Origin of the sequence: Streptomyces sp. NPDC000404 (assembly GCF_040300365.1) — a bacterium.
GTDB lineage: Bacteria > Actinomycetota > Actinomycetes > Streptomycetales > Streptomycetaceae > Streptomyces > Streptomyces ramulosus.
Map to the genome: position 1 here is coordinate 289,752 of NZ_JBEPDN010000005.1, position 24,268 is coordinate 314,019.

Annotated in this window: 24 protein-coding genes; 13 read left to right on the forward strand and 11 right to left on the reverse strand. The window is 73.5% G+C overall.

Annotated features, from left to right (window positions below; translation table 11 throughout):
* Nucleotides 1–20: 20 nt before the first annotated feature.
* From ABT345_RS11490 to ABT345_RS11520, 7 genes are all read left to right on the forward strand, one after another.
* The gene (locus ABT345_RS11490) at nucleotides 21–584 is read left to right on the forward strand and encodes a F0F1 ATP synthase subunit B (RefSeq protein WP_386459346.1); all 564 of its coding nucleotides are present in this window, start codon (nucleotides 21–23) and stop codon (nucleotides 582–584) included.
* Entirely contained in the window at nucleotides 581–1,396 is an 816-nt protein-coding gene (locus tag ABT345_RS11495) for a F0F1 ATP synthase subunit delta (protein WP_345086184.1), read from the forward strand. Before ABT345_RS11490 ends, ABT345_RS11495 begins: the two co-directional genes overlap by 4 nt.
* Nucleotides 1,397–1,611: 215 nt before the next feature.
* Nucleotides 1,612–3,204: a F0F1 ATP synthase subunit alpha gene (gene atpA / locus ABT345_RS11500; RefSeq protein WP_345086182.1), complete on the forward strand. Its 1,593-nt coding sequence runs from the start codon at nucleotides 1,612–1,614 to the stop codon at nucleotides 3,202–3,204.
* A gap of 20 nt (nucleotides 3,205–3,224) precedes the next feature.
* Entirely contained in the window at nucleotides 3,225–4,148 is a 924-nt protein-coding gene (locus ABT345_RS11505; RefSeq protein ID WP_345086180.1) for a F0F1 ATP synthase subunit gamma, read from the forward strand.
* Between the two features lie 5 nt (nucleotides 4,149–4,153).
* Nucleotides 4,154–5,608 carry a F0F1 ATP synthase subunit beta gene (atpD, locus tag ABT345_RS11510; protein WP_345086178.1) on the forward strand — a complete coding sequence of 485 codons (1,455 nt, stop codon included), beginning with the start codon at nucleotides 4,154–4,156 and terminating at the stop codon, nucleotides 5,606–5,608.
* 108 nt (nucleotides 5,609–5,716) lie between these two features.
* The gene (locus ABT345_RS11515; RefSeq protein ID WP_018087383.1) at nucleotides 5,717–6,100 is read left to right on the forward strand and encodes a F0F1 ATP synthase subunit epsilon; all 384 of its coding nucleotides are present in this window, start codon (nucleotides 5,717–5,719) and stop codon (nucleotides 6,098–6,100) included.
* A 148-nt stretch (nucleotides 6,101–6,248) separates the two neighbouring features.
* On the forward strand, nucleotides 6,249–6,698 hold the full coding sequence (locus tag ABT345_RS11520; RefSeq protein ID WP_345086176.1) for a DUF2550 domain-containing protein: 450 nt from the start codon (nucleotides 6,249–6,251) through the stop codon (nucleotides 6,696–6,698).
* A gap of 23 nt (nucleotides 6,699–6,721) precedes the next feature.
* Here ABT345_RS11520 and ABT345_RS11525 read toward each other — a convergent pair whose 3' ends face one another.
* Both ABT345_RS11525 and ABT345_RS11530 read right to left on the reverse strand, forming a co-directional pair.
* Nucleotides 6,722–7,408 (reverse strand): response regulator, encoded by a 687-nt coding sequence (locus ABT345_RS11525; protein ID WP_345086174.1) that lies wholly within the window; start codon nucleotides 7,406–7,408, stop codon nucleotides 6,722–6,724.
* Complete coding sequence (locus tag ABT345_RS11530; protein ID WP_386459188.1) at nucleotides 7,405–8,709, reverse strand: sensor histidine kinase; 1,305 nt, start codon at nucleotides 8,707–8,709, stop codon at nucleotides 7,405–7,407. The genes ABT345_RS11525 and ABT345_RS11530 overlap by 4 nt, the downstream gene beginning before the upstream one ends.
* 88 nt (nucleotides 8,710–8,797) lie before the next feature.
* On the opposite strand from ABT345_RS11530, the gene ABT345_RS11535 reads away from it, so the two are divergent.
* Nucleotides 8,798–9,370: a hypothetical protein gene (locus ABT345_RS11535; protein WP_345086170.1), complete on the forward strand. Its 573-nt coding sequence runs from the start codon at nucleotides 8,798–8,800 to the stop codon at nucleotides 9,368–9,370.
* Nucleotides 9,371–9,434: 64 nt separating this feature from the next.
* Here ABT345_RS11535 and ABT345_RS11540 read toward each other — a convergent pair whose 3' ends face one another.
* Nucleotides 9,435–10,007 carry a cob(I)yrinic acid a,c-diamide adenosyltransferase gene (locus ABT345_RS11540; protein ID WP_345086168.1) on the reverse strand — a complete coding sequence of 191 codons (573 nt, stop codon included), beginning with the start codon at nucleotides 10,005–10,007 and terminating at the stop codon, nucleotides 9,435–9,437.
* 237 nt (nucleotides 10,008–10,244) lie between these two features.
* On the opposite strand from ABT345_RS11540, the gene ABT345_RS11545 reads away from it, so the two are divergent.
* From ABT345_RS11545 to ABT345_RS11555, 3 genes are all read left to right on the forward strand, one after another.
* Nucleotides 10,245–11,093, forward strand: coding sequence for a 3-hydroxyacyl-CoA dehydrogenase family protein (locus tag ABT345_RS11545; RefSeq protein WP_345086166.1), 849 nt, complete (start codon nucleotides 10,245–10,247; stop codon nucleotides 11,091–11,093).
* A 364-nt stretch (nucleotides 11,094–11,457) separates the two neighbouring features.
* On the forward strand, nucleotides 11,458–11,781 hold the full coding sequence (locus tag ABT345_RS11550) for an STAS domain-containing protein (RefSeq protein WP_345086164.1): 324 nt from the start codon (nucleotides 11,458–11,460) through the stop codon (nucleotides 11,779–11,781).
* Between the two features lie 306 nt (nucleotides 11,782–12,087).
* Nucleotides 12,088–14,517 carry an ATP-binding protein gene (locus ABT345_RS11555; protein ID WP_345086162.1) on the forward strand — a complete coding sequence of 810 codons (2,430 nt, stop codon included), beginning with the start codon at nucleotides 12,088–12,090 and terminating at the stop codon, nucleotides 14,515–14,517.
* Nucleotides 14,518–14,659: 142 nt separating this feature from the next.
* On the opposite strand, the gene nucS is transcribed toward ABT345_RS11555, so the two are convergent.
* Complete coding sequence (nucS, locus tag ABT345_RS11560) at nucleotides 14,660–15,322, reverse strand: endonuclease NucS (protein ID WP_030280687.1); 663 nt, start codon at nucleotides 15,320–15,322, stop codon at nucleotides 14,660–14,662.
* 250 nt (nucleotides 15,323–15,572) lie between these two features.
* On the opposite strand from nucS, the gene ABT345_RS11565 reads away from it, so the two are divergent.
* Nucleotides 15,573–15,965, forward strand: a complete 393-nt coding sequence (locus ABT345_RS11565) for an SCO5389 family protein (RefSeq protein ID WP_345086159.1) — start codon at nucleotides 15,573–15,575, stop codon at nucleotides 15,963–15,965.
* A gap of 151 nt (nucleotides 15,966–16,116) precedes the next feature.
* Here ABT345_RS11565 and ABT345_RS11570 read toward each other — a convergent pair whose 3' ends face one another.
* Complete coding sequence (locus tag ABT345_RS11570) at nucleotides 16,117–17,166, reverse strand: LLM class flavin-dependent oxidoreductase (protein ID WP_345086157.1); 1,050 nt, start codon at nucleotides 17,164–17,166, stop codon at nucleotides 16,117–16,119.
* 191 nt (nucleotides 17,167–17,357) lie between these two features.
* Between ABT345_RS11570 and ABT345_RS11575 the strand changes: the two genes are divergently transcribed.
* A complete protein-coding gene (locus ABT345_RS11575) occupies nucleotides 17,358–17,675 on the forward strand; it encodes an Rv1322 family protein (RefSeq protein WP_345086155.1) in 318 nt (105 codons plus the stop codon).
* A 43-nt stretch (nucleotides 17,676–17,718) separates the two neighbouring features.
* Here the strand turns inward: ABT345_RS11575 and ABT345_RS11580 are convergent, their stop codons facing one another.
* The 6 genes from ABT345_RS11580 to ABT345_RS11605 all read right to left on the reverse strand — a co-directional run bounded on the left by ABT345_RS11580 (nucleotide 17,719) and on the right by ABT345_RS11605 (nucleotide 24,204).
* The gene (locus ABT345_RS11580; protein ID WP_345086153.1) at nucleotides 17,719–18,447 is read right to left on the reverse strand and encodes a GNAT family N-acetyltransferase; all 729 of its coding nucleotides are present in this window, start codon (nucleotides 18,445–18,447) and stop codon (nucleotides 17,719–17,721) included.
* Between the two features lie 149 nt (nucleotides 18,448–18,596).
* A complete protein-coding gene (locus ABT345_RS11585) occupies nucleotides 18,597–19,580 on the reverse strand; it encodes an ABC transporter permease (RefSeq protein WP_386459344.1) in 984 nt (327 codons plus the stop codon).
* Between the two features lie 401 nt (nucleotides 19,581–19,981).
* Nucleotides 19,982–21,208, reverse strand: coding sequence for an ABC transporter ATP-binding protein (locus ABT345_RS11590; RefSeq protein WP_345086149.1), 1,227 nt, complete (start codon nucleotides 21,206–21,208; stop codon nucleotides 19,982–19,984).
* 165 nt (nucleotides 21,209–21,373) lie between these two features.
* On the reverse strand, nucleotides 21,374–22,144 hold the full coding sequence (locus ABT345_RS11595; protein ID WP_345086147.1) for an ABC transporter permease: 771 nt from the start codon (nucleotides 22,142–22,144) through the stop codon (nucleotides 21,374–21,376).
* Between the two features lie 2 nt (nucleotides 22,145–22,146).
* Nucleotides 22,147–23,148: an ABC transporter ATP-binding protein gene (locus ABT345_RS11600; RefSeq protein WP_345086145.1), complete on the reverse strand. Its 1,002-nt coding sequence runs from the start codon at nucleotides 23,146–23,148 to the stop codon at nucleotides 22,147–22,149.
* A 120-nt stretch (nucleotides 23,149–23,268) separates the two neighbouring features.
* Entirely contained in the window at nucleotides 23,269–24,204 is a 936-nt protein-coding gene (locus ABT345_RS11605; protein ID WP_345086143.1) for a coiled-coil domain-containing protein, read from the reverse strand.
* Between the last annotated feature and the right edge of the window lie 64 nt (nucleotides 24,205–24,268).

Consider the following 24,268-nt stretch of genomic DNA (forward strand, 5'->3'; position numbering starts at 1 on the left):
CGGAAGGCATTGACGTGACCCTGGTCAGCCTGGCGAGTGAGGTCGAGGTTCCCGAGAACCCGCTCATCCCGCCGATCCCAGAGCTTGTCATCGGTCTGGTCGCCTTCTTCATCGTCTTCGGCATCCTCGCCAAGAAGCTCCTCCCGAACATCAACAAGGTTCTGGACGAGCGCCGCGAGAAGATCGAAGGCGGCATGGAGAAGGCGGAGGCCGCACAGGCCGAGGCCCAGCAGGTCCTGGAGGACTACCGGGCCCAGCTCGCCGACGCCCGCCACGAGGCCGCGCGCCTGCGCCAGGAGGCGCAGGAGCAGGGCGCGACGCTCATCGCCGAGATGCGCGCCGAGGGCCAGCGGCAGCGTGAGGAAATCATCGCTGCCGGTCACGCCCAGATCGAGGCCGACCGCAAGCAGGCTGCGCAGTCCCTGCGCCAGGACGTGGGCAAGCTCGCCACCGACCTGGCCGGCAAGCTCGTCGGCGAGTCCCTGGAGGACCACGCCCGGCAGAGCCGGACCATCGACCGCTTCCTCGACGAGATCGAGGCCAAGGCGGCGTCGGACACGACGAAGGCTGAGGCCGGCCGATGAACGGAGCGAGCCGCGAGGCACTCGCCTCCGCACGCGAGCAGCTCGACGCGCAGACGGACAACGCGTCCGTCGACGCGGCGAAGCTCGCCGAGGAGCTGGCTGCCGTCACCGCTCTGCTCGACCGCGAGGTCTCGCTGCGTCGGGTCCTGACCGACCCGGCGCAGTCCGGCGAGGCGCGGGCCGAGCTGGCCGACCGGCTGCTCGGCACCAAGATCGGCGGCCCGGCCGCCGCCCTGGTGTCCGGCATGGTCCGGTCCCGCTGGTCGCGCTCGCGTGACCTCGCCGACGCGATGGAGGAGCTGTCCTACAGCGCCGACCTCGCCGCGGCACAGCGGTCCGGCCGGCTCGACGACGTCGAGGACGAGCTGTTCCGGTTCGGCCGGATCCTCACCTCCAACGGCGAGCTGCGCCGCGCACTGACCGACCGCAACGCTTCGGTCGCCGCCAAGACCGAGCTGGTGACCACGCTGCTGGGCGGCCGGGCCAACCCGGTGACCGCGCGCATCGTGGGCCGGCTCGTGGCACAGCCGCGAGGCCGTAGCCTGGAAGCAGGGCTCGACGCCCTCTCCAAGCTGGCCGCGCACCGGCGCGACCGCATGGTCGCGGTGGTCACCACGGCGGTGCCGATGACCGAAGCCCAGCGCACGCGCCTCGCCGCCGCGCTGGCCACGGTCTACGGACGGCAGATCCACCTGAACGTCGACGTGGACCCCGAGGTCCTCGGCGGTGTGCAGGTCCGGATCGGCGACGAGGTCATCAACGGGAGCATCGCGGACCGCCTCGACGAGGCGGCACGGCGGATGGCCGGCTGACCCAGCCACCAACTCAAGAGCTGCACCACCGGCGGCAGGGCGCCGGCACCGACGGGCCGGACCGAGAGGTCCGGCCGCGGCCGGGAGCCCGCGCCGGGAGACAGCACAAGCACGACGGCGGCCCGAGTTGGGCCGTAGGCGGAAACCCCCTGGGGACGTAACCCCCAGACCCCCGCAAGTAACTTCGGGCCCAACAAGGAGAGCAGGGAACCCAGATGGCGGAGCTCACGATCCGGCCGGAGGAGATCCGGGACGCGCTGGAGAACTTCGTCCAGGCGTACAAGCCGGACGCGGCCTCGCGCGAGGAGGTCGGCACGGTCAGCGAGGCCGGTGACGGCATCGCGAAGGTCGAGGGCCTTCCCTCGGCGATGGCGAACGAACTGCTGAAGTTCGAGGACGGCACCCTCGGTCTCGCGCTGAACCTCGAGGAGCGCGAGATCGGTGCGGTTGTCCTCGGCGAGTTCAACGGGATCGAGGAGGGCCAGCCGGTGCAGCGCACCGGTGAGGTGCTCTCGGTCGCCGTGGGCGAGGGCTACCTCGGCCGCGTCGTCGACCCGCTGGGCAACCCGATCGACGGCCTCGGCGAGATCGAGTCCGAGGGCCGCCGCGCCCTGGAGCTGCAGGCTCCGGGCGTCATGGTCCGTAAGTCGGTCCACGAGCCGATGCAGACCGGCTACAAGGCCGTCGACTCGATGGTCCCGATCGGCCGCGGCCAGCGTCAGCTGATCATCGGCGACCGCCAGACCGGCAAGACCGCCCTGGCCGTCGACACGATCATCAACCAGCGCGACAACTGGCGCTCGGGCGACCCGAAGAAGCAGGTCCGCTGCATCTACGTCGCCATCGGCCAGAAGGGCTCCACCATCGCGTCCGTGCGCGGTGCGCTGGAGGAGGCCGGCGCCCTGGAGTACACGACCATCGTCGCCGCCCCGGCGTCCGACCCGGCGGGCTTCAAGTACCTGGCGCCCTACACCGGCTCGGCCATCGGCCAGCACTGGATGTACCAGGGCAAGCACGTCCTGATCATCTTCGACGACCTCTCGAAGCAGGCCGACGCCTACCGCGCCGTGTCCCTGCTGCTGCGCCGCCCGCCGGGCCGTGAGGCGTACCCGGGTGACGTCTTCTACCTGCACTCGCGTCTGCTGGAGCGCTGCGCGAAGCTCTCCGACGAGCTGGGTGCCGGTTCGATGACGGGCCTCCCGATCGTCGAGACCAAGGCGAACGACGTGTCGGCGTTCATTCCGACCAACGTCATCTCCATCACCGACGGCCAGTGCTTCCTGGAGTCCGACCTGTTCAACGCGGGCCAGCGCCCGGCGCTGAACGTCGGTATCTCCGTCTCCCGTGTCGGTGGCTCCGCCCAGCACAAGGCCATGAAGCAGGTCTCCGGCCGTCTCCGTGTGGACCTCGCCCAGTTCCGCGAGCTGGAGGCGTTCGCCGCCTTCGGTTCCGACCTGGACGCCGCCTCCAAGGCCCAGCTGGAGCGCGGTAAGCGCATGACCGAGCTGCTCAAGCAGGGTCAGTACGCCCCGTACCCCGTCGAGGAGCAGGTCGTCTCCATCTGGGCCGGTACCACCGGCAAGATGGACGACGTCCCCGTCGAGGACATCCGCCGCTTCGAGCGGGAGCTCCTGGACTACCTGGGCCGGGAGAAGAAGGACCTGCTGGTCAGCATCGTCGAGGGCGGCAAGATGTCCGACGACACCATCCAGGCGCTCACCGATTCCGTCGCCGCCTTCAAGCAGCAGTTCGAGACCTCGGACGGCAAGCTTCTCGGTGAGGACGCTCCGGTCAGCACCGCCAAGTGACGACGGAAGGGACCTGATCCATGGGAGCCTCGCTCCGGGTCTACAAGCGTCGCATCCGCTCCGTCACCGCGACCAAGAAGATCACCAAGGCGATGGAGATGATCGCCGCCTCGCGCGTCGTCAAGGCGCAGCGTCAGGTGGCGGCATCGACGCCGTACGCGAGTGAACTGACCCGCGCGGTGACGGCGGTTGCCACCGGCTCGAACACCCAGCACCCGCTCACGACCGAGGCGGAGCGGCCGACCCGCGCCGCGCTGCTGCTCATCACGAGCGACCGCGGTCTGGCCGGCGGCTACTCCTCCAACGTCATCAAGGCGGCGGAGCAGCTCACCGAGCGGCTCCGGGCCGAGGGCAAGGAGGTCGACGCCTACATCGTCGGGCGCAAGGGCGTGTCGTACTACGCCTTCCGCGAGCGGACGGTGCAGGAGTCGTGGACCGGCTTCACCGACAGCCCGACGTACGCCGACGCGAAGGCGGTCGCCGCACCGCTGATCGCCGCCGTGCAGAAGGACACCGCCGAGGGTGGTGTGGACGAACTCCACATCGTCTTCACGGAGTTCGTGTCGATGATGACGCAGACGGCGCTCGACGACCGGCTGCTGCCGCTCAGCCTCGGCACCGCCGCGGGTGAGCAGGAGGAGCCGGCGAAGGGCGGGGAGATCCTCCCCCTCTTCGAGTTCGAGCCCTCGGCGGAGGACGTCCTCGACGCCCTGCTGCCGCGGTACGTCGAGTCGCGGATCTACAACGCGCTGCTCCAGGCCGCCGCTTCGAAGCACGCCGCCACGCGGCGCGCGATGAAGTCGGCCACCGACAACGCCGAAGAGCTCATCAAGTCGCTCTCGCGGCTTGCCAACGCGGCCCGCCAGGCCGAAATCACCCAGGAAATCAGCGAGATCGTCGGTGGCGCAGGCGCCCTGGCCGACGCGACCGCGGGGAGTGACTGACAACTATGACCACCACTGTTGAGCCGACCGCCGCGTCGGGCGTGGCCGCAGGCCGCGTCGCGCGGGTCATCGGCCCGGTCGTCGACGTGGAGTTCCCCGTCGACGCGATGCCGGACATCTACAACGCACTGCACGTCGACGTCGAGGACCCTGCCGAGAAGGGCACGACCAAGACGCTGACCCTCGAGGTCGCCCAGCACCTGGGTGACGGCCTCATCCGGGCGATCTCGATGCAGCCCACCGACGGTCTGGTCCGCCAGGCCGCGGTGACCGACACCGGTGCGGGCATCACCGTGCCCGTCGGTGACATCACCAAGGGCAAGGTCTTCAACACCCTCGGCGAGATCCTCAACAAGCCCGAGGCGGCCGCCCAGGTCTCCGAGCGCTGGCCGATCCACCGCAAGGCGCCCTCCTTCGACCAGCTCGAGTCCAAGACCGAGATGTTCGAGACCGGCGTCAAGGTCATCGACCTGCTGACCCCGTACGTCAAGGGCGGCAAGATCGGTCTGTTCGGTGGTGCCGGTGTCGGCAAGACCGTTCTGATCCAGGAAATGATCTACCGCGTGGCCAACAACCACGACGGTGTGTCGGTGTTCGCCGGTGTCGGTGAGCGCACCCGTGAGGGCAACGACCTCATCGAGGAGATGACGGACTCCGGCGTCATCGACAAGACCGCGCTGGTCTTCGGTCAGATGGACGAGCCGCCGGGCACCCGTCTGCGCGTCGCCCTGGCCGGTCTGACGATGGCGGAGTACTTCCGTGACGTCCAGAAGCAGGACGTCCTCTTCTTCATCGACAACATCTTCCGGTACACCCAGGCGGGTTCCGAGGTCTCCACGCTGCTCGGCCGTATGCCGTCCGCGGTGGGTTACCAGCCGAACCTGGCGGACGAGATGGGCCTCCTGCAGGAGCGCATCACCTCGACCCGTGGTCACTCGATCACCTCGATGCAGGCGATCTACGTCCCCGCGGACGACCTGACCGACCCGGCGCCGGCCACCACCTTCGCCCACCTGGACGCGACGACCGTTCTGTCCCGTCCGATCTCGGAGAAGGGCATCTACCCGGCGGTCGACCCGCTGGACTCGACGTCCCGCATCCTGGACCCGCGCTACATCGCGCAGGACCACTACGACTGCGCGATGCGCGTCAAGACGATCCTGCAGAAGTACAAGGACCTCCAGGACATCATCGCGATTCTGGGTATCGACGAGCTGGGTGAGGAAGACAAGCTCACCGTCTACCGCGCCCGTCGTATCGAGCGGTTCCTCTCGCAGAACACCCACGTCGCGAAGCAGTTCACCGGCGTCGACGGTTCGGACGTCTCGCTCGACGAGTCGATCCACGCCTTCAACGCCATCGCGGACGGCGAGTACGACCACTTCCCCGAGCAGGCCTTCTTCATGTGCGGTGGCATCGAGGACCTGGAGCGGAACGCCAAGGAGCTGGGCGTCTCCTGACCCCGGCCCCGGCACCGGGGGCGGCCCTGGCCGCCCCCGGACCGTACGACCACTAGTATTTGACCCAACATCTGCCGGACCCGGCAGGTGGAGACCCGAGGAGCCATCGTGGCTGAGCTGCACGTCGAGTTGGTCGCAGCGGACCGGCAGGTCTGGTCCGGTGAGGCCAGCCTGGTCGTCGCGCGCACCTCGTCGGGCGACATCGGCGTCATGCCCGGACACCAGCCGCTGCTCGGCGTGCTGCAGTCGGGCCCGGTGACGATCCGTACGACCGGCGAGAGCGGGGACGGTACTGTCGTCGCCGCGGTGCACGGCGGCTTCATCTCGTTCGCCGACAACAAGCTGTCTCTGCTCGCGGAGATCGCCGAGCTGTCGGACGAGATCGATGTCCAGCGCGCGGAGCGGGCACTGGAGCGAGCGAAGTCGGACGCTGACGCGGCCGCCGAGCGTCGCGCCGATGTCCGGCTGCGTGCGGTGACGGGCGTTCACTGAGCCCCGTCACCGACGAGATCGATCCTCAGCCGCGGGCTGCCCGGAGACTTCCGGAGCGGCCCGCGGCTGAGGCAATGCAGGTGCGTTTCCCTCCCTCGCGCCCGACCCGGCGCGGGGATCCCCCACAGAGGCGAGGAGGTCGGTCGAGATGGTCCTCGCTCTGCTCGTGAGCGGCGCGGTCGTGGTGCTGGTGCTGCTGGGGCTGTTCGTCTTCGGGCTGCGGCGGCGGCTCATCCAGCGCTCCGGCGGCACCTTCGACTGCAGCCTGCGCTGGGACGTACCGGAGGACGAGCGCGAGCCCAGCGGCAAGGGCTGGATCTACGGCGTCGCCCGCTACAACGGTGACCGCGTCGAGTGGTTCCGCGTCTTCTCCTACGCACCGCGGCCCCGCCGCATCCTGGAGCGCTCCGCCATCGAGGTCGTCGAGCGCCGCACCCCGCAGGGCGAGGAGGAGCTGGCGCTGCTCTCCGACTCCGTCGTCCTCGTCTGCCGCCACAGCGGCACCCGCCTGGAACTGGCGATGAGCGAGGACGCCCTGACCGGCTTCCTGGCGTGGCTGGAGGCGGCACCGCCCGGCCAGCGGGTGAATGTGGCCTGAGCCGTTCGTATACCCCCGTACGGCTACTGCGGCGGTTCCACGCCCAGTTCCTGGGCCAGGACGGCCGCCTGTACCCGGCTGCGTAGTCCCAGTTTGGCCAGCAGCCGGCTGACGTGCGTCTTCACGGTGGCCTCGGCCATCTCCAGGCGGACCGCGGCCTCGGCGTTCGACAGGCCGCGGCCCAGGACGCCCAGCACCTCCCGCTCGCGCCGGGTCAGCGTCTCCAGCACCGCCGGGTCGGGCGCGGGGTCCGGGCGCTCCCGGGGCGCGGAGGTCCCGGCGAACTCCGCGATCAGCCGGCGGGTGACCGCGGGCGCGACGATGCCGTCCCCGGCGGCCACCGTGTGCACCGCGGCCAGCAGCGCCTTCGCGTCCATGTCCTTGAGCAGGAACCCGGCGGCCCCGGCACGCAGCGCGCCGAAGACGTAGGCGTCGAGGTCGAAGGTGGTCAGCACCAGGACGTCCGCCAGCCCCTCGGCGACGATGCGGCGGGTGGCCGAGACGCCGTCGAGCCGCGGCATCTGGACGTCCATGAGGACGAGGTCGGGGCGCAGCTCGCGGGCGAGGCGGATCGCCTCCTCGCCGTCCGCCGCCTCCCCGGCGACCTCGATCGCGGGGTCGGAGCGGAGGATCAGGACGAGCCCGGCGCGGACGGCGGACTGGTCCTCGGCGACGACGACGCGCAGCGGGCGCGGGGGTGTGCCGGTCATGCCGGGGGTGTCTCCTCGGTGGTGGGAAGGGTGGCACGTACGCGCCACACGGGGCCGGCGGGGCCGTCCGCCGGGCCCGCGTAGCAGTCGCCGCCGAGCAGGGCGGCGCGCTCGCGCATGCCGGTCAGACCGGCGCCGGAGCCCGGCACCCGCGCCGTGTCCGGCCCGCGGCGGACGCCGTACGGGCTGGTCACGACGGTGGTGAGCGGACCGCCCGGCGGCCGGTCGAGGCGGACGGTGACCTCGCCGGGCGCGGCGTGCTTGAGGGCGTTGGTCACGGATTCCTGGACGATGCGGTAGGCGGCCAGCTCCACGGGGGCGGGCAGGCGGGCGGGCCCGCCGTTCTGCGGGCGGGCGTCGTCCAGGCGGAATTCCAGTCCGTCGCCCGCGCCGGCCGCGCGGGCCCGGGCGAGGAGGGCGGGGAGGCCGTCGAGGGTGGGGACGGCGGCGGATTCGCCGTCCGCCTCGGCGCCGCCGGAGGCGCGCAGCAGCCCGATGAGGCGGCGCATCTCGGCCAGTCCCTGCACGCTGTTCTCGCGGATGACGCCCAGCGCCTCCCGGGTCGCGGCCGGATCGTCGAGGGTCTGGGCGGCGGTGGTGTGCAGGGCGATGGCGGACAGATGGCCGGCGACCACGTCGTGCAGCTCCCGGGCCATCCGGGCGCGTTCGGCGGTGACCGCCTGCGCCCGGTCCATCTCGGCGAGCAGCGCGGTCTGCTCGGCCCGCAGCCGGGCCGCCTGGGCCGCGTCCCGGTGGTGGCGGACGATCAGGCCCGTCGAGGCGGGGGTGAGGGTGATCAGCCCGAGGAAGACGCCGGCGAAGAGCGCCTGCGGATCGCGGGTCACGGCGAGTGCGATCAGCGTGCCGAGGACGGTCGTCAGCGCCGTGGCGGGCGGGATGCGGCGGGCCGCGCGGGGGCCGCCGTGGAGGACCGCCGCGTAGACGAGGTCGGTGAACATCACGACGGTGGCCAGCAGCGTGCCGACGCAGAGGTCCAGCAGGAGGGCGGCGGTGGCGAGGGCCAGTCCCGTCAGCGGCGCGGTGCGGCGCAGCAGTTCGGCGCCGGCGGCGCCGGCCAGCGCGACCAGGGACAGCCAGGGCGGCAGCCCGGCCGCCGGCGGTGCCCCGCGCAGGCCCAGCGCCCACAGGAGCGCCCCGCCGAGCAGCCCGGCGGCCGCGATGAGGACGTCGTCGCGGTGCGGTCGGGCGGGGCGGGGGAGCGAGGGCACCCGTCCATCCAACACGGCCCGGGCGCCGCCCGCCTCCACGTCGCGGCCGGATCCGCGGCCCGGCCGGTACATCGAAAGATGCAGCCGGAATCGTCGCCCGCGACGACGCCCGGGGGTGGGCGGCGGAGGGAGGCTTACGGGGTCCCGGAGGAGGAACACCATGGTCGTCACGTTGATCGTCGCCTGCGAGGTCGGTTTCTGGGTGCTGCTCGCGGCCGGGCTGACGCTGCGGTACGTGTGCCGGATGCCGCGTACCGGCGCCGCCGTACTGCTGCTGGAGCCGCTGCTGGAGCTGGCGCTGCTGATCGTCACCGCGATCGATCTGCGGGGCGGCGCCACGGCGGACTGGAAGCACGGCCTGGCCGCCGTCTACATCGGCTACACCGTCGCCTACGGGCACTACACGATTCGCTGGGCCGACGGCCACGTCGCGCACCGCTTCGGCGGCGCCCCGCGGCCGCCGAAGCCGCCCCGCCACGGACTGGCCCGCGCCCGTCACGAGGGGAAGCTGTGGCTGCGGACGGTCGTGATGGGCGCGGTCGCGGCCGGGCTGCTGCAGCTCGCCGTCTGGTACGTCGGCGACGGCGACACCGCGACGCTGCGGGGCTGGCAGCTCACCATGGCCCGGCTGGTGGCCGTCCACGGCGTGATCGCCCTGTCGTACCTGCTCTGGCCGAAGAAGGCGCCGGCGAAGGAGGCGGAGCTGGCGCGGCCCCCGAAGGTGCTGCGCTGAGCACGGTCCGGGCCGCTGCGGGGGGGGTCCGGACCGGTGCGGGGCCGGCCCGGCCCGGTTGCGGCTACCGCTCGCCGCCCGGCACCCACAGCACGTCCCCGACCTCCTTGTTGGCCGTACGGGCCAGGATGAACAGCAGGTCGGAGAGGCGGTTGAGGTAGGTGGCGGTGAGCGGGTTCATGGTCTCGCCGTGCTCCTCGAACGCCGCCCAGGTCGCGCGCTCGGCGCGGCGGACGACCGTGCACGCCTGGTGGAGCAGGGCGGCGCCGGCGGTGCCGCCGGGGAGGATGAAGCTGCGCAGCTTCTCCAGCCGCTCCAGGAAGTGGTCGCAGTCCGCCTCCAGCTTGTCGATGTAGCTCTGCTCGACGCGCAGCGGCGGGTACTTCGGGTCCTCGACGACCGGGGTGGACAGGTCGGCGCCGACGTCGAAGAGGTCGTTCTGCACGCGCAGCAGCACCGCCCGGACCTCCTCGGGCAGCTTGCCGAGCGCGAGGGCGACGCCGAGCGCCGCGTTGGCCTCGTTGGTGTCGGCGTAGGCGGCGATCCGGCGGTCGGTCTTGGCGGTGCGGCTCATGTCGCCGAGGGCGGTGGTGCCCTTGTCGCCGGTGCGGGTGTAGATGCGCGTGAGATTCACCATGGCACGAGCGTACGCGGCGCCCCGCCGGGTGGAGCGGGGGCGCGGGGCCCGAACTGCGCCGCGCACGGGGCCGTCTGACGGCCTTCCGGGTGACGCGGGACACGGACGGGCGGGCCGCCGGGCGCAGTTGCGCGCGGGGCGGGCGTGACGCGTGTCTCTTACCTACCAAACGATCGCTCAGTACGGATAACGTCACCCTGACCGAATCTGGAACACACAGGGTGTGAGGGGACAGCAGTGGCAAAGAAGCTCGCCGTCATCGGTGCCGGACTCATGGGATCCGGTATTGCGCAGGTCTCCGCCCAGGCGGGGTGGGACGTGGTGCTCCGCGATGTGACGGACGGGGCGCTGGCCCGCGGCAAGGGCGGCATCGAGGCGTCGTACGCGAAGTTCGTCGCCAAGGGGAAGCTGGACGCGGACGCCGCCGAGGCGGCGCTGGCCCGGATCACGACCACGACCGATCTGGACGCGGTCGGCGACGCGGACGTCGTCGTCGAGGCGGTCTTCGAGAAGATCGAGGTCAAGCGGGAGATCTTCCAGGCGCTGGACAAGCTCGCCAAGGACGACGCGGTCCTCGCCTCCAACACCTCCGCGATCCCGATCACGAAGATCGCCGCGGCCACCTCCTGCCCGGAGCGGGTCGTCGGCACGCACTTCTTCTCGCCGGTGCCGATGATGCAGCTGTGCGAGCTGGTGCGCGGCTACAAGACCAGCGACGAAACCCTCGCCGCCGCCCGTGAGTTCGCCGAGTCCGTCGGCAAGACCTGCATCGTCGTCAACCGCGACGTCGCCGGTTTCGTCACCACCCGGCTGATCTCCGCGCTGGTCGTCGAGGCGGCCAAGCTCTACGAGTCGGGCGTGGCGAGCGCCGAGGACATCGACCTGGCGTGCAAGCTGGGCTTCGGCCACGCGATGGGCCCGCTGGCCACCGCAGACCTCACCGGCGTCGACATCCTGCTGCACGCCACCGACAACATCTACGCCGAGTCGCAGGACGAGAAGTTCGCGCCGCCGGAGATCATGCGGCGGATGGTCGACGCCGGCGACATCGGCCGCAAGAGCGGCCACGGGTTCTACGCGCACTGACCGGCGGCGCGGCCTGGCATCCTGGAGGGCTCAGGAGGAGGCCCGTCCAGGGACACTGACGTGACGTCAGATCTCGGGCGGCGAAGTCGTCACCCCGTCGGGTGAATTCGGTATCGGTTCGCTCACGGGCGGCAACTTCGCCGCCGGAGAGTCGGTCAGTCCGGTAGACCTCCGGAGGATGTCCCGTCGCCCCTGGTGGCACGGGCACGGCGGCAGATGCGGTGCTTCGCACGGCGACGGGCGTCCGGATACCGGTGTATCCGGGGGCTCCGGCCGGGCGGCGGGGCGCCGTGGCCGCCGTCCTCCGCCCGCCGGGACGACGGGGCGGCCTCCAGCACCGCACAACACCATTCGGGGAGCGCATATGCACATCAAGGGCGACCACGCCGAGCTGATCGTCGAGGGCCGCCTCGACGTCCGCAGCGCGGCGGACGCCCGTACGGCCCTGCACACCGCCGTCGACTCCGGATGCGGCGATCTCGTGCTGGATCTGACCGAGCTGGACTCCTGGGACGCCACGGGGCTCGGCGTGATCATGGGGGCGCACCGCCGGGCGGGCCGGGCGGGCCGCCGCCTCGTGCTGCGCGGGGTGCCGCACCGGATGCAGCGGCTGCTGATCGCCACCCGCCTGCACCGCATCCTCGCCATCGAGGGCGGGATCGCGGCGGAGACGCTGCCCCGGGTCTGAGTCCCGGCGGGCCCGGAACGCCGCTTTCGCGGGCCGTTCCGGGCCGTTCGCGTCCACGGGCTCCGCGGTCATACCGTCGGAACGGGTCGTTCCGGACATGTCAGGGCCCCGGCGGCGGACCCGTACCATCCCGGGGCTAGGGTCACCTCCGCGTCGGCGGAACCCGCGGCGGCCGACCCCGGCCCCGCCCGCACCGCGCGGCCGGGGGAACGGCCGGACCACACGACCACGGCGCGCACCCGGCCCACGAGGACGGGCCCGCGCGGCCGGGCGGAGCGAACAGAAGGGCATCTGGGGGCTGTGACCATGGACCCGAACACCCGGCGGGGACCCGACGAGAGCGGCACCCCGGCGGACGGAGCCGAACCCGGCGCACCGGCCTTCGGCGGGATGCAGACCGGCCCCGACGAGCCCGTCCGCACCGTCCGCCTCGTCGCCGGACGCTATCTCGTCACCGTCAACCCCCTCGACGGCAGCGAGATGGAGCCCTGCCCGCCCGGGGAGCGCCCCGCCGAACCCGAGCGGCGCGACGCCGAGGAGCGCGCCGAGGCCGCCCGCGCCGCCGCGCCCCCGGTGCCGCCCGGCGCGCCCGTCCACGCCTCGCGCACCGCCGCGCTGGAGGAGCGCGGCGAGGAGACCGAGCGGCTGGTGCGGCTGCTGACCCGCGGCCGCTCGGTGCGGCTGACCGGACCGTCCGGCGCCGGCCGCACCCGCCTGCTCGACGCCGTCGCCACCGCCTGCGCCGGGGTCGCCCCCGACGGCGTCGTCCGCCTCTCCGGCTACCACCGCACCCCCACCGACCTGCTCCACGCGCTCCTCGCCGCGGTCCACCGCACCCCGCAGTACCGGCCCGACCGCGACGAACTGCTGCGGCTGCTCGCCGGGATCGGCGCGATCGTCGTCCTCGACGACCTGGAGTTCGGCGGCCGGGCCCTGGACGAACTGCTCGACGCGACGCCCGAGTGCGCCTTCCTCTTCTCCGCCACCCCCGACGTCGCGGCGCCCAGCCCCGGCTGCCCCGTCGAGGAGGTCCGCCTCGGCGGCATCGGCCGCGGCGCCTGCCTGCGGCTCCTGGAGCGCGCCGTGCAGCGGCCGCTGACCGACGAGGAGACCGCCTGGGCCGGTGAGCTGTGGGCGGAGTCCGGGGGGCTGCCGCTGCGCTTCGTGCAGGCGGCGGCGCTGCTGCGGCTGCGCGACCGGCCCGGCGGCGCCCCCGTCGACGGCCCCGGCCTCTTCGCGCCCGTCTCCGCGGGCGTCCCCGGCCAGCCGCACGCCCCGCTGCCCTCCGCCGCCGACACCGCGGCGCCCGCGCCGGTGATCGCAGGTAGCCTCGGCCCGGCCGCCCAGGAGACGCTGCGGTTCGCCGTGGCGCTCGGCGGCGAACTCCCGCACCAGGCCCATCTGCCGGCCCTCACCCAGGACACCCACGCCGACGCCGCCCTGGGCGACCTCCTCGGCTGTGGGCTGATCACCCCGGCGGGCGGCCACTACCGGCTCGCCGCCACCGTCCGCGACCAGCTGACCGCCGCCGGGTACGCCGGTGGCGCGACCGCCCGGGCACACACCGCGGCCCAGCACTACGCCTGGTGGGCCGGGCACCCCTCGGTCACCCCGGAGCGCGCCGCGGCCGAGGCGGACGCCGTGCTCGCCGCGATGGCCGCGCTCACCGCGGGCCGGGAGGGCGGCCACGCCAGCGCCGCAGTGCTGCTGGCCCGCACCGCCGCCCCGGCGTTCGCCGCCGGGTTGCACTGGAGCGCCTGGGAGCGCGGGCTGCGCCACGGCCAGGAGGCCGCCCGGCTGGCCGGTGAGGTCGCCGAGGAAGCCTATTTCCACCACGAGTTGGGCGTGCTCGCGCTCTGCGGCGACGGCCTCGACCGGGCGCGCGCCGAACTGGAGGCCTCCATCGGGCTGCGCGGGGTCCTCTCCGACCGCAGCGGCGCGGTGGCCGGCCGCCGCGCCCTCGCCCTCGTCGCCGACCGGGAGCGGCAGAGCGCCGAGGGCACCGGGACCCCGGCGCCGCCCGCGCCCGGCGCCGTACCGCCCGCGGCGGCGGTGGCGGCCACCGGGCCGCGCCATGCCGCGCCGGGCCCGAAGACGCCGGTGGCCGGGGTGCCGGTCGTCACCTCCCGCTCCGCGTCCGGCGCGAGGAAGGCCGACGAGACCGCCGTCCAGCCGGCCCTGGCGGCCCGGAAGTCCGCCACCACCCGCCGCAATCTCACCGCGGCGGGCGCGGGCGTGCTGCTCGCCGCCGTGCTCGGCACCGTCGTCACGCTCGGCGCGACCTCCGGCGGCGACGACAGCCGCCCCGGCGGCACCACCACCCTGGAGCAGCCCGCCGCACCGGACGAGGCGCCGACGACGCCCGCGGACACCTGGTCCCCCGAGGCCCCGCCGCCCGCCACCACCGCCTCGGCCACGCCGTCGCGGGAGCAGGAGAGCCCGTCGCCGTCGACGGACGCGCCCACCACGGACGCGCCCACGGACTCCCCGACGCCGACGGACCCGTCGACCGCCCCGACCCGGCCCACCGACCGGCCCACCGAGCCGACGAGCCGCCCGACCCGGCCCACGCACCGGCCGACCGAGCCGACGCCCACCGACGACCCGACGGACGAGCCGACGACCCCGGACCCGACCGACCCGACGGACAAGCCGACCGACCAGAGCCCGTCCGCCTCCGAGGCCCACAGCGCCTCCGCCCGCACCGCCACCGTCTCGGGCAGCCCGACGGCCTGACGGCGGGGCCCGTACGGGCATCCCGTACGGGCCGTCCGGCGGCTTCGCACCACGCGCGACGGCCCGGTACGGATCCGGCCACCCCCACGGGGGCGGTCGGACCCGTACCGGGCCGTCGCATCGGGGCCGTGAGGCCGCCGGGTCAGAAGAGGCGGAGCTTGTCGTCCTCGATGCCGCGCAGACCGTCGTAGTCGAGCACCACGCAGCCGATCTTGCGGTCGGTGGCCAGGACCCGCGCCTGCGGCTTGATCTCCTGGGCGGCGAAGATGCCCTTCACCGGCGCCAGGTGCGGGTCGCGGTTGAGGAGTTCGAGGTAGCGGGTCAGCTGCTCCACGCCGTCGATCTCACCGCGCCGCTTGATCTCCACGGCCACGGTCTGACCGTCGGCGTCGCGGCACAGGATGTCCACCGGACCGATGGCGGTGGGGTATTCGCGCCGAATCAGCGAATAGCCCTCGCCAAGGGTTTCGATGCGGTCGGCGAGCAGTTCCTGGAGGTGGGCCTCCACACCGTCCTTGATCAGACCGGGGTCGACGCCCAGCTCGTGCGAGGAGTCGTGCAGGACCTCCTCCAGGGTGATGATGAGCTTCTCGCCGCCCTTGTTCTCCACCGTCCACACCTGACCGTCGCCCTCCTTGAGGGTGCACGGCGGCGACATCCAGTTGAGGGGTTTGTAGGCCCGGTCGTCCGCGTGGATGGAGACCGAACCGTCCGCCTTCACCAGGATGAGGCGGGGGGCGGAGGGCAGATGGGCGGTGAGCCGGCCCGCGTAGTCCACGGAGCAGCGGGCGATGACGAGACGCATGGGGCGTCACGCTACTCGACCGGGGGCCACCCGCGCGATTCGCCCCGGGGCCGCGGACGTTTCCGGCGGAAACCCCCGCACCTCCGGCAGCCGTCCTTGGCCGGTTGTCTGTGCAATCTTCTGGTGCCCGGCTCTTGCGCGGCCTACCGTTGATGCGGGGGGTCGTGAGGCGAATACGCTCCGTCGCGATGCCCCATGTCCCGTCCCTTTAGGCCCCCCGTCCCGGCGGGGCCTACGAGAGGAGAACCTCATGTCGCTCGACGTCTCACCGGCCCTCCTCGAACAGGCCGAGCGAGGCGAGGTCGACGAAGCCGCATTTGTCGACTGCGTCCGGACCTCCCTGCCCTACGCATGGGGAATGATCAGCTCGCTGGTGGATCGGCTGAAGACGGACGGCGGGGAGTTCGCCGACAATCTGACGCCGCCGCCGGACGAGCAGGCGCGCGGTCAGTTGCTGCGTGCGCTGGCGAGCGATGCGATCCGCGGGTCGCTGGAACGTCACTTCGGGGTGCGTCTCGCCTTCCAGAACTGCCATCGCGTCGCGGTTTTCCCCCTCGATCCGGCGGTCGACGACCGCCTGGCCCGCTTCACCTCGGTCCGCGGCCAGTTGCTGAACCAGTCACCCGTACTGCGCGACTGCTGACCGCAGCCGCTGCCGCCGCGCACCCCTTCCGTCGCGCCCTCGGGGCGCCTTGCACACGGGTGCGCGCGGCAGCGGTACGGCCCGCTACGCCCCGTCCGGCGTACGGCCGGGCCGGCCACCCGGGCCGCGGTGCTCACCTGGGCCGCGGCGCTCACCTCAACCGCGGTGCGACGTCCTCGCCGAGCCGGCGGACGTTCTCCTCGGTGGCCGCCAGATCGCCCGAGCCCTCGACGAGCAGCGCATGGGTGGTGATGCCCGTACGCTCCGCCGTCGCCGCCAGCCGGTCCGCGCAACTGCGCGGCGTCCCGACGGGATGCAGCGCGCACAGCTTCTCGGTGTACCCGACCGGGTCCCGCATGGCGCGGGTGCGGCCGTCGACGGTGACATGCGCGCCCAGGCCCTGACGCAGCCAGCCGGGCATCGCCTTCGTCAGCGTCTCGACCGCGTCCCGCCGGTCGTCGGCGATCTGCACCACCCCGGCCGAGACGTGGCGGGCGGCCGCGATCTCGTCGCCGTCCCGCCCGGCTTCCCGCGCCGCGGTCCGCCACAACGCCACCATCTCGGCCTTCTCGTCGTCCGTGGCGTGCATGCCCAGCAGCATCGGCAGCCCGCGCGCGGCCGCCAGCCGCACCGACGCGGGGGAGGTGCACGCCACCAGCACCCCGGGGCCCGGCACCGCCGCGTCCGGGGCGTCCGGCGGCGCCAGCGCCTGCGCGGGGCGCGGCACCACCGCCACCTCCCGGAACGCGTATCGCTCGCCCGCCGCGCCCACCCGCGGCTCGCGCAGCCAGCGCAGCAGCAGATCGAGCGACTCCGGGAAACCCCGCTCGAACGCGGCGAGACCGGCGCCGAAGACCTCCAGATCGACCCAGGGGCCGCCGCGGCCGACGCCGAGCGTGAAGCGGCCGCCGGAGGTGAGGTGCAGCAGCGCCGCCTGCTCACCCAGGGCCACCGGATGCTGGGTCGGCAGCACACTGACCGCGGTGCCGACGCCGATCCGCGCCGTCCGGCCCAGCAGCAGGGCGGCGAGCGTCACCGCCGACGGGCAGACGCCGTACGGCACGAAATGGTGTTCCGCCAGCCATACGTCATCGAGCCCCGCCCGCTCCGCGACCTCCGCGCAGCGGACCGCTCTGTGCAGTGCTTCCCCCTGTCCCTGGCCCGGGAATTGAGCGGCCAGGACGAAAGCCCCAACGCGCATCGCTCTCTGCCTCCTCGCAGCCGACGCGGCTTCCCCCCACTCAGGCATCAACGATCTGACACGTGCCAAAGGCACGGTCCGGCGTCGGGATTTGCCGATGATCGCAGGAACGCACCGGGCCCGCCGCGCCCGGTCGCGTGGCGCGTACGCTGGTGACGGCCCGTGACCCCGCAGATCTTCCGAGGTGCCCTGTGTCTCCGCGTCGAAACCGCCAGCGCGGCGGTGCGAAGCCCGCCGAACGCGCAGCGGGCGACCGCTACGGCCTGGAACAGACCGCCGAGTGGCGCGGGGAGGAGTGGGTCGTCCGGCACGTCGGCGGGGGCGGCGCCGCCAAGCACTACCGCTGCCCCGGCTGCGACCAGGAGATCCCGCCGGGCGTCCCGCACGTCGTCGCCTGGCCGCAGCTCGGCGACGTCGACGACCGCCGCCACTGGCACAAGGCCTGCTGGAACGCGCGCGACCGCCGCAGCGCCCGCCTCCAGCGGTCGCGGAACGCGCCGCGGTACTAGGCAACGTCCCGCCCGGCGGACGACGGGACGTCACGGACACGCCCTAGCCGTTCCCCGGCTCCGCCGCCCGCAGCCGCCACAGCCAGCCCAGCGGGGTGAGGCCCAGGCGGCGGGCGACCGCGCGGGAGGCACGGTTGGCGGCGGTGGTGCTGTAGAAGAGCGCCTCCTTGCCGTGGCGGGCGTGGTGGGACCAGGCCGCGACGACGGCGGGGGCGAGGCCCCTGCCGCGGAAGTCGGCGCGGGTCCAGATGCCCGCCTCCGCGGTGGTCGGGCCCTCGGCGGGGGTGTGGCAGATCGACACCGGCTGCCCGTCGTGCACCGCCATCGCCCACGGGCCCGCGCCGCCGCCGATCAGCTCGGCCCACTCGCCGGGCTGCCAGTTCTCCGGCCGGATCAGCCGCTGCGCCGCGGTGCGCCCCGCCTCGGTGGAGACGAGGACGGGCAGCGGCGCCGGGCCCGGATCGGGGAGCGGCGCGGGGAAGACGAAGCAGGGGCCGCCCTCCAGCGTCACCGCCGTCTCGCCCAGGGCGGCGGCGAGCCGTACGAGCGGCTCGGGGCGCAGCTCCGGTGCGTACGGCCCGCCGCTGTCACCGAGGGTGTGCGGCGGGGCGAGGGCGGGGCCGAGCGCCGCCAGGCGGGCCCGGGGTGACCAGGCCCAGAGCGCCAGCACGGAGGGGTCCCGCAGCCGGGCGGGCGCGCCGCCCGGGGAGCGGTCGAGGCCGTGGATCGCGTCGACCTCCAGGGCCAGCAGCCGTGCCTCGTCGCGGATCATGCCCGCGAGGGTAGTGGCGCGGGCGCCGGACGGCACCGGGTTTTCCGCGGGGCGCGGGGGCGGAACGGCGAAGGGCGTGCCCGCCGGTCCCGCGCTGCGGCGGAACGGGCGGGCACGCCCCTGGTGTTCTGCGGGGAGCCCTCCCGGCGTCACACGTCGCGCTTCGACTGGGCGGCGAAGGCGGCGCCCAGGACGACCGCGGTGACGCCCATGAGGATCCAGAGCGGCTCCCAGCCCTGCGGACCGGTGTCCGTGCCGAGGAACGGGTTGCCGTACAGCGAGGCCAGCGAGTTGGGCACCGAGTACTTGATCAGGGCCATGCTCACCGACTTCAGGCTCTCCGAACCGAGCATGAAGACCGCCAGCAGCATCGGCAGCAGCACCAGCCCGAGCATCGCGCTGATGGCGCCCGCGGAGTGCCGCAGCAGCGAGCCGACGGCGAGCGCCAGCAGGCCGAGGACCGAGACGTACAGACCGGAGCCGACGGTGACCCGGAGCCATTCGTCGCCGGTCGGGTCCGGGCCGCTCACCATGGAGTTGGTGAGCACGGCGACGAGCGTGGTGGTGATCGTCGTGATGACGAAGGCCAGCGCGGTGAAGACGATCGCCTTGGCGCCGAGCACCCGGGCGCGGCTGGGGCAGGCGGTCATCGTCGTACGGATCATGCCGGTGCCGTACTCGGACGAGATCACCAGGACGCCCAGCGGGATGATGCAGAGCGTGCCGAGCAGGACGCCGAAGAACGACATGCCGAGCTTGGGGTCGACGAAGCGCTGCGTGCCCAGCGCGAGGGCGGTCAGCGTGCCGATGCCGAAGATCAGGACGAAGAGCGCGCCCAGCGTCCAGAGCGTGGAGCGGACCGAACGGATCTTGGTCCACTCGGAGGCGAGCGCGTGCCCGAGGTGGGTGGAGCGCACCGGGATCGGCGAGGTGTAGGTGACCGGCGCGCCCTGGGGCGCGCCGGGGTGCGGCTGCCCCTGCGGGGGGAACGCGGGGCCGGGCTGCGCCGGGGCGGGCGGCTGCGGGACGCCGGCCTGCGGGGCCTGTGCGTGCGGCGCCGGCTGACCGGCCGGTGCCGGGGCGCCGGGCTGCGGGGCGCCGGGCGCGGGCTGCGCGGCCGGCGCCTTGAGCATCATCGTGCCCGGCTCCTTGGCCAGGCTGCCGCCGGCCGCCAGCGGCTGCGGCGGCGGACCGTCGCCCTGGTGCGCGGGGAGCGGCTGGGCCTGGAGCATCATCGTCCCGGCCTCCCGGGCGGGCGGCTGCGGCACGGCGCCGAGCACCACGGTGCCCTGTTCCCGGGCGGGCTGCGCCGGGGCGGCGGGCGCGGGCTGCGCGGGGGCCTGCGGCGGGGTCGCGGGCGGCTGTCCCTGGGCGGCGGGGGCCTGCTGCTGTCCCTGGGCCGCGGGCTGCGCCGGCGCGGCGGGCGGCTGCGGGGCGGGCTGACCCGGAGCGGCGGGGGCCGGGGCCGCGGGCTGTCCCTGCGCCGCGGCGGCGTCGTTCGGGCCGCGCTCGGGCTGCGGCTGCTGAGGGCTGGTCATCGGGCTTCCTCGTGGTGCGGCGCGGTCGGGTCGGCGGAGGCGGCCGGCGGCATCGGGGCCGCGGGCTGCTGCGGGGCGTACGGGTGCGGCTGCGCGCCGGGCACCGGAGCGCCCTGGGCGGGCGGGTACCCCTGGCCCGGGGCGGCCGGCGGCGCGTACGGGCCCTGCGGGGCGTACGGGTTCGGCTGCGTGCCGGGCATCGCGCCCTGCGGCGCCGGGCCGCCCTGGGCGGGCGGGAAGCCGTGCGGGGCGCCGAACTGCTGCGGGTGCCCGGCGGGCGCCTGCTGGAGGCCGGCGCGCGCGTCGGCGGTCGAGCGGTAGTCCACCGCGCCCTGGGTCAGGCGCATGTACGCCTCCTCCAGGGACGCCTGATGCGGCGACAGCTCCCACAGCCGGACGCCCGCCCCGTGGGCGAGATCGCTGATGCGGGGGAGCGGCAGGCCCGTCACCCGCAGCGCGCCGTCCGGCTCGGGCGCGATCTGGCCGCCGGCCTCACCGAGCGCCGCGGTCAGTTTCTCGCGCTGCTCCGGCTCGGTGTCGGGCGTCCGGACCCGGGCGAAGTCGGCCGAGTTGGCCGAGATGAAGTCCTTGACCGGCATGTCCGCCATCAGCTGGCCCCGGCCGATCACGATCAGATGCTCGGCGGTCAGCGCCATCTCGCTCATCAGGTGCGACGAGACGAAGACCGTACGGCCCTCGGCCGCCAGCTGCTTCATCAGGTTGCGCACCCACAGGATGCCCTCCGGGTCGAGGCCGTTGACCGGCTCGTCGAAGAGGAGCACCTGCGGATCGCCCAGCAGCGCGGCGGCGATGCCCAGCCGCTGCCCCATGCCGAGCGAGAAGCCCTTGGAGCGGCGCCCCGCGACCTCCTGGAGGCCCACCACGCCGAGCACCTCGTCGACCCGGCGGGCCGGGATGCCCGACAGCTGCGCCAGCGACAGCAGATGCGCCCGTGCGCTGCGCCCGCCGTGCACCGCCTTGGCGTCGAGCAACGCGCCCACCTGCCGCGGGGCGTTGGGGAGCTGACGGAACGGGCGGCCGCCGATGGTGGCGTGGCCCGACGTCGGGGCGTCCAGGCCCAGGATCATGCGCATCGTCGTGGACTTGCCGGAACCGTTCGGCCCCAGGAAGCCCGTGACGGTCCCCGGCCGTACCTGGAACGACAGGTTGTGCACGGCCGTCTTGGCGCCGTAGCGCTTCGTCAGGCCGACTGCCTCGATCATTCTCCGCCCCTCGCAGATGGTCGGGGCAGAGGCGCCCTCGTGCCCCCGTGAGGATTAGGAGGCTATCTGCCCCTTGACGGTTCTCGCCAAAACGGGGCGCGGGCGGCCACGCCCGCGGCTCGCGCCCCGGCCGCGCTCCCCGCGCGCCGCCCCCGGGCGCCCCGCTCAGGCGTCGCGCCGCTTCAGCAGGACATATCCGCAGATCAGTGCCGCCGCCGTCCACACCGCCATGATCCCGAAGCCGCCCCACGGCCCGTACGGCACATCGGTGTCGCGGGGGACCACCTGCATCACCTTCTGGCCCGCCTGGTCCGGCAGATACCGGCCGATCTTCCGGGTGGCGGAGACGTTGCCGAGGATGTTGGAGACGAGGAAGAAGAACGGCATCAAGATGCCCAGCGACAGCATCGGGCTGCGCAGCATCGTGGCCACCGCCATCGAGAACAGCGCGATCACCGTCATGTACAGCCCGCCGCCGAACACCGCGCGCAGCACCCCGGGATCGCCGAGGTGCGCCCGGTGGCCGCCGAGCACCGCCTGCCCGGCGAAGAACGCGAGAAAGCTGGTGGCCAGCCCGACGAGGAAGACCAGCGCCGTCGCCACCGCCAGCTTGCAGAAGAGAAAGGTGCCGCGCTGCGGCACGGCCGCCAGCGAGCTGCGGATCATGCCGGTGCTGTACTCGTTGGAGACCACCAGCACCCCGAACACGATCATCGCCAGCTGGCCCAGGCCCATCCCGGCGAAGCTGACGTTGGTGGGGTCGAAGGTGATCCGGTCGCGCGCCGGCATGGTGCGGAAGTCGTTCGCCGCCAGCGCGCAGATCAGCACGCCGACCCCGACGGTGACGACCACCGCGATGCCCAGCGCCCACACCGTCGACCGCACCGAGCGGATCTTCGTCCACTCCGAGCGCAGCACCTGCCCGACCACCGCCATCGTCAGCTCCCCTTCTTCCGCCAGTCGCCGCCCCAGCCGCCGGGCCCGGCCGCCACACCCGGCGGCGCGGCCGGCACCGGCCCGTCGCCGGCCGGCTCCCCGCCGTGCGCGTGGTACTCCACCGACTGAGCCGTCAGCCGCATGAACGCCTCCTCCAGCGACGCCTGCTGCGGGCTCAGCTCGTGCAGCACCAGAGAGTGCCGGGCCGCCAGCTCCCCCAGCCGCTCGGCCGGCACCCCGTCGACCTCCAGGGCGCCGTCCGCCGCCTCGGCCGCCGCGATCCGCTCGGCGTGCAGCACGTCCCGCAGCCGCTCCGCCTGCGGCGACCGCAGCCGGACGTAGGAGCGCGAGTTGCCGCGGATGAACTCGGCCATCGACGTGTCCGCCAGCAGCCGGCCGCGCCCGATCACCACCAAGTGGTCGGCGGTCAGCGCCATTTCGCTCATCAGATGCGAGGAGACGAAGACCGTACGGCCCTGGGCCGCGAGGTTCTTCATCAGGTTGCGGATCCAGTGGATGCCCTCCGGGTCGAGGCCGTTGACCGGCTCGTCGAAGAGGAGCACCCGCGGATCGCCCAGCAACGCCGCCGCGATCCCCAGCCGTTGGCCCATGCCGAGCGAGAAGCTCTTGGACCGCTTCCGCGCGACGGAGGTGAGGCCGACGGTGTCCAGCACCTCGCCGACCCGGCGCCGCGGAATGCCGTTGCTCTGCGCCAGACAGAGCAGATGGTGGTACGCGCTGCGCCCGCCGTGCACCGCCTTGGCGTCCAGCAGCGCGCCGATGGAGCGCAGCGGATCCGTCAGCCGACGGTAGTGCTCCCCGTCGATCCGCACCGAACCGGCGGTCGGGTTGTCCAGGTCGAGCATCATGCGCATGGTGGTGGACTTGCCCGCGCCGTTCGGGCCGAGGAAACCGGTGACGATGCCCGGCCGCACCGTGAAGGTGAGGTGGTCCACCGCGACCGTGTCACCGTAGTGCTTGGTCAGCCCGTCCAGCTCGATCATGTAAGCACGCTAAAGCCGCCCGGAAACCCCCGCCACCGGGCGGCCGCCGCCCGGACGGCCGAGCGCCCCCGCACCGCCTCGGCGGCGGAACGGGGGCGCTCGCAGGGAACGGACCGGGCGTCAGTGGGACTGCTGCGCCGGGATGCCGCGGGTGGTGGCGTCGTCGTCCGGGGCGCCGGCGGCGGCGACGGCCGCGCCGGTCAGCGTCGCCAGCATCTCGCGGACGTTGGTGAGCTGGGCGTTGATGGAGTCGCGGCGGTTGGTGAGCGCCGCCAGCTCCCGCTCGGACTCGCTGCGGACGCGGTCGGCCTTCTGGTTGGCGTCGGCCACGATGTCCTCGGCCTGGCGCTGCGCGGTCTCCACCGTCTGGCGGGCGCGGCGCTCGGCGTCGGTGCGCAGCTTCTCGGCCTCCAGGCGCAGCTGCTCGGCGCGGTGCTCGATCTCGGCGAGGCGCTTTTCGGCCTTGGCCTGACGCGAGGCCAGATCCCGCTCGGACTGCTCGCGGCGCTTGGCGAGGTTGGTCTCGAAGTCCGCGGCGGCCTGGGCGGCCTTGGCGCGGGTCTCCTCGAAGAGGGAGTCCGCCTCCTCCCGCTTGGACTGCGCGTCCTTCTGGGCTTCGGCGCGGAGCGTGGACGCCTCGCCCTTCGCCTTCTCGACGATCCGCGACCCCTCGTCCTCGGCCTTCGCCTTGCGCTCGACGGCGAACTGCTCGGCGTCGCTGCGGACCTGCTGGGCGGCGGACTCGGCCAGCTCACGGTGCTGCTCGGCGGAGCGACGGGCGTCCTCGCGCAGCTCCTGGGCCTCCTCCTCGGCGAGACGGAGGATCTTCTCGACGCGGGCCCCGAGTCCCGCGTACGACGGCTCGGCGTCGGTGACCTGGGCCTGGGCGTTCTGCGTTTCGAGGTGCAGCTCCTCGATCCGCTTTTCCAGCGAGGTGATACGGGCCAGCGCGCTGTCGCGGTCCGCGACAAGCTTCGTAATGCGGTCATCCACCTGACCGCGGTCGTACCCACGCCGCACGAGCTCGAAGCCGAAGGGGGAGGAAGTGTCGCTCATGGGGTTCCTGTCGAAAGAGACCGGTGAGGTGATAAGGAGAATCCTAGGGGCCCGACCGGCGTGT

What these genes read in the sequence shown, in the direction of transcription:
- ABT345_RS11580 (WP_345086153.1), bottom strand. Translation starts at nt 18,447, where the DNA reads ATGATCCGCGACGAGGCACGGCTGCTGGCCCTGGAGGTCGACGCGATC.
- ABT345_RS11570 (WP_345086157.1), bottom strand. Translation starts at nt 17,166, where the DNA reads ATGCGCGTTGGGGCTTTCGTCCTGGCCGCTCAATTCCCGGGCCAGGGA.
- ABT345_RS11495 (WP_345086184.1), top strand. Translation starts at nt 581, where the DNA reads ATGAACGGAGCGAGCCGCGAGGCACTCGCCTCCGCACGCGAGCAGCTC.
- atpD (WP_345086178.1), top strand. Translation starts at nt 4,154, where the DNA reads ATGACCACCACTGTTGAGCCGACCGCCGCGTCGGGCGTGGCCGCAGGC.
- ABT345_RS11520 (WP_345086176.1), top strand. Translation starts at nt 6,249, where the DNA reads ATGGTCCTCGCTCTGCTCGTGAGCGGCGCGGTCGTGGTGCTGGTGCTG.
- ABT345_RS11505 (WP_345086180.1), top strand. Translation starts at nt 3,225, where the DNA reads ATGGGAGCCTCGCTCCGGGTCTACAAGCGTCGCATCCGCTCCGTCACC.
- ABT345_RS11540 (WP_345086168.1), bottom strand. Translation starts at nt 10,007, where the DNA reads ATGGTGAATCTCACGCGCATCTACACCCGCACCGGCGACAAGGGCACC.
- ABT345_RS11600 (WP_345086145.1), bottom strand. Translation starts at nt 23,148, where the DNA reads ATGATCGAGCTGGACGGGCTGACCAAGCACTACGGTGACACGGTCGCG.
- ABT345_RS11525 (WP_345086174.1), bottom strand. Translation starts at nt 7,408, where the DNA reads ATGACCGGCACACCCCCGCGCCCGCTGCGCGTCGTCGTCGCCGAGGAC.
- atpA (WP_345086182.1), top strand. Translation starts at nt 1,612, where the DNA reads ATGGCGGAGCTCACGATCCGGCCGGAGGAGATCCGGGACGCGCTGGAG.
- ABT345_RS11555 (WP_345086162.1), top strand. Translation starts at nt 12,088, where the DNA reads ATGGACCCGAACACCCGGCGGGGACCCGACGAGAGCGGCACCCCGGCG.
- ABT345_RS11595 (WP_345086147.1), bottom strand. Translation starts at nt 22,144, where the DNA reads ATGGCGGTGGTCGGGCAGGTGCTGCGCTCGGAGTGGACGAAGATCCGC.
- nucS (WP_030280687.1), bottom strand. Translation starts at nt 15,322, where the DNA reads ATGCGTCTCGTCATCGCCCGCTGCTCCGTGGACTACGCGGGCCGGCTC.
- ABT345_RS11590 (WP_345086149.1), bottom strand. Translation starts at nt 21,208, where the DNA reads ATGATCGAGGCAGTCGGCCTGACGAAGCGCTACGGCGCCAAGACGGCC.
- ABT345_RS11565 (WP_345086159.1), top strand. Translation starts at nt 15,573, where the DNA reads ATGTCGCTCGACGTCTCACCGGCCCTCCTCGAACAGGCCGAGCGAGGC.
- ABT345_RS11535 (WP_345086170.1), top strand. Translation starts at nt 8,798, where the DNA reads ATGGTCGTCACGTTGATCGTCGCCTGCGAGGTCGGTTTCTGGGTGCTG.
- ABT345_RS11605 (WP_345086143.1), bottom strand. Translation starts at nt 24,204, where the DNA reads ATGAGCGACACTTCCTCCCCCTTCGGCTTCGAGCTCGTGCGGCGTGGG.
- ABT345_RS11585 (WP_386459344.1), bottom strand. Translation starts at nt 19,580, where the DNA reads ATGCTCAAGGCGCCGGCCGCGCAGCCCGCGCCCGGCGCCCCGCAGCCC.
- ABT345_RS11530 (WP_386459188.1), bottom strand. Translation starts at nt 8,709, where the DNA reads ATGTACCGGCCGGGCCGCGGATCCGGCCGCGACGTGGAGGCGGGCGGC.
- ABT345_RS11550 (WP_345086164.1), top strand. Translation starts at nt 11,458, where the DNA reads ATGCACATCAAGGGCGACCACGCCGAGCTGATCGTCGAGGGCCGCCTC.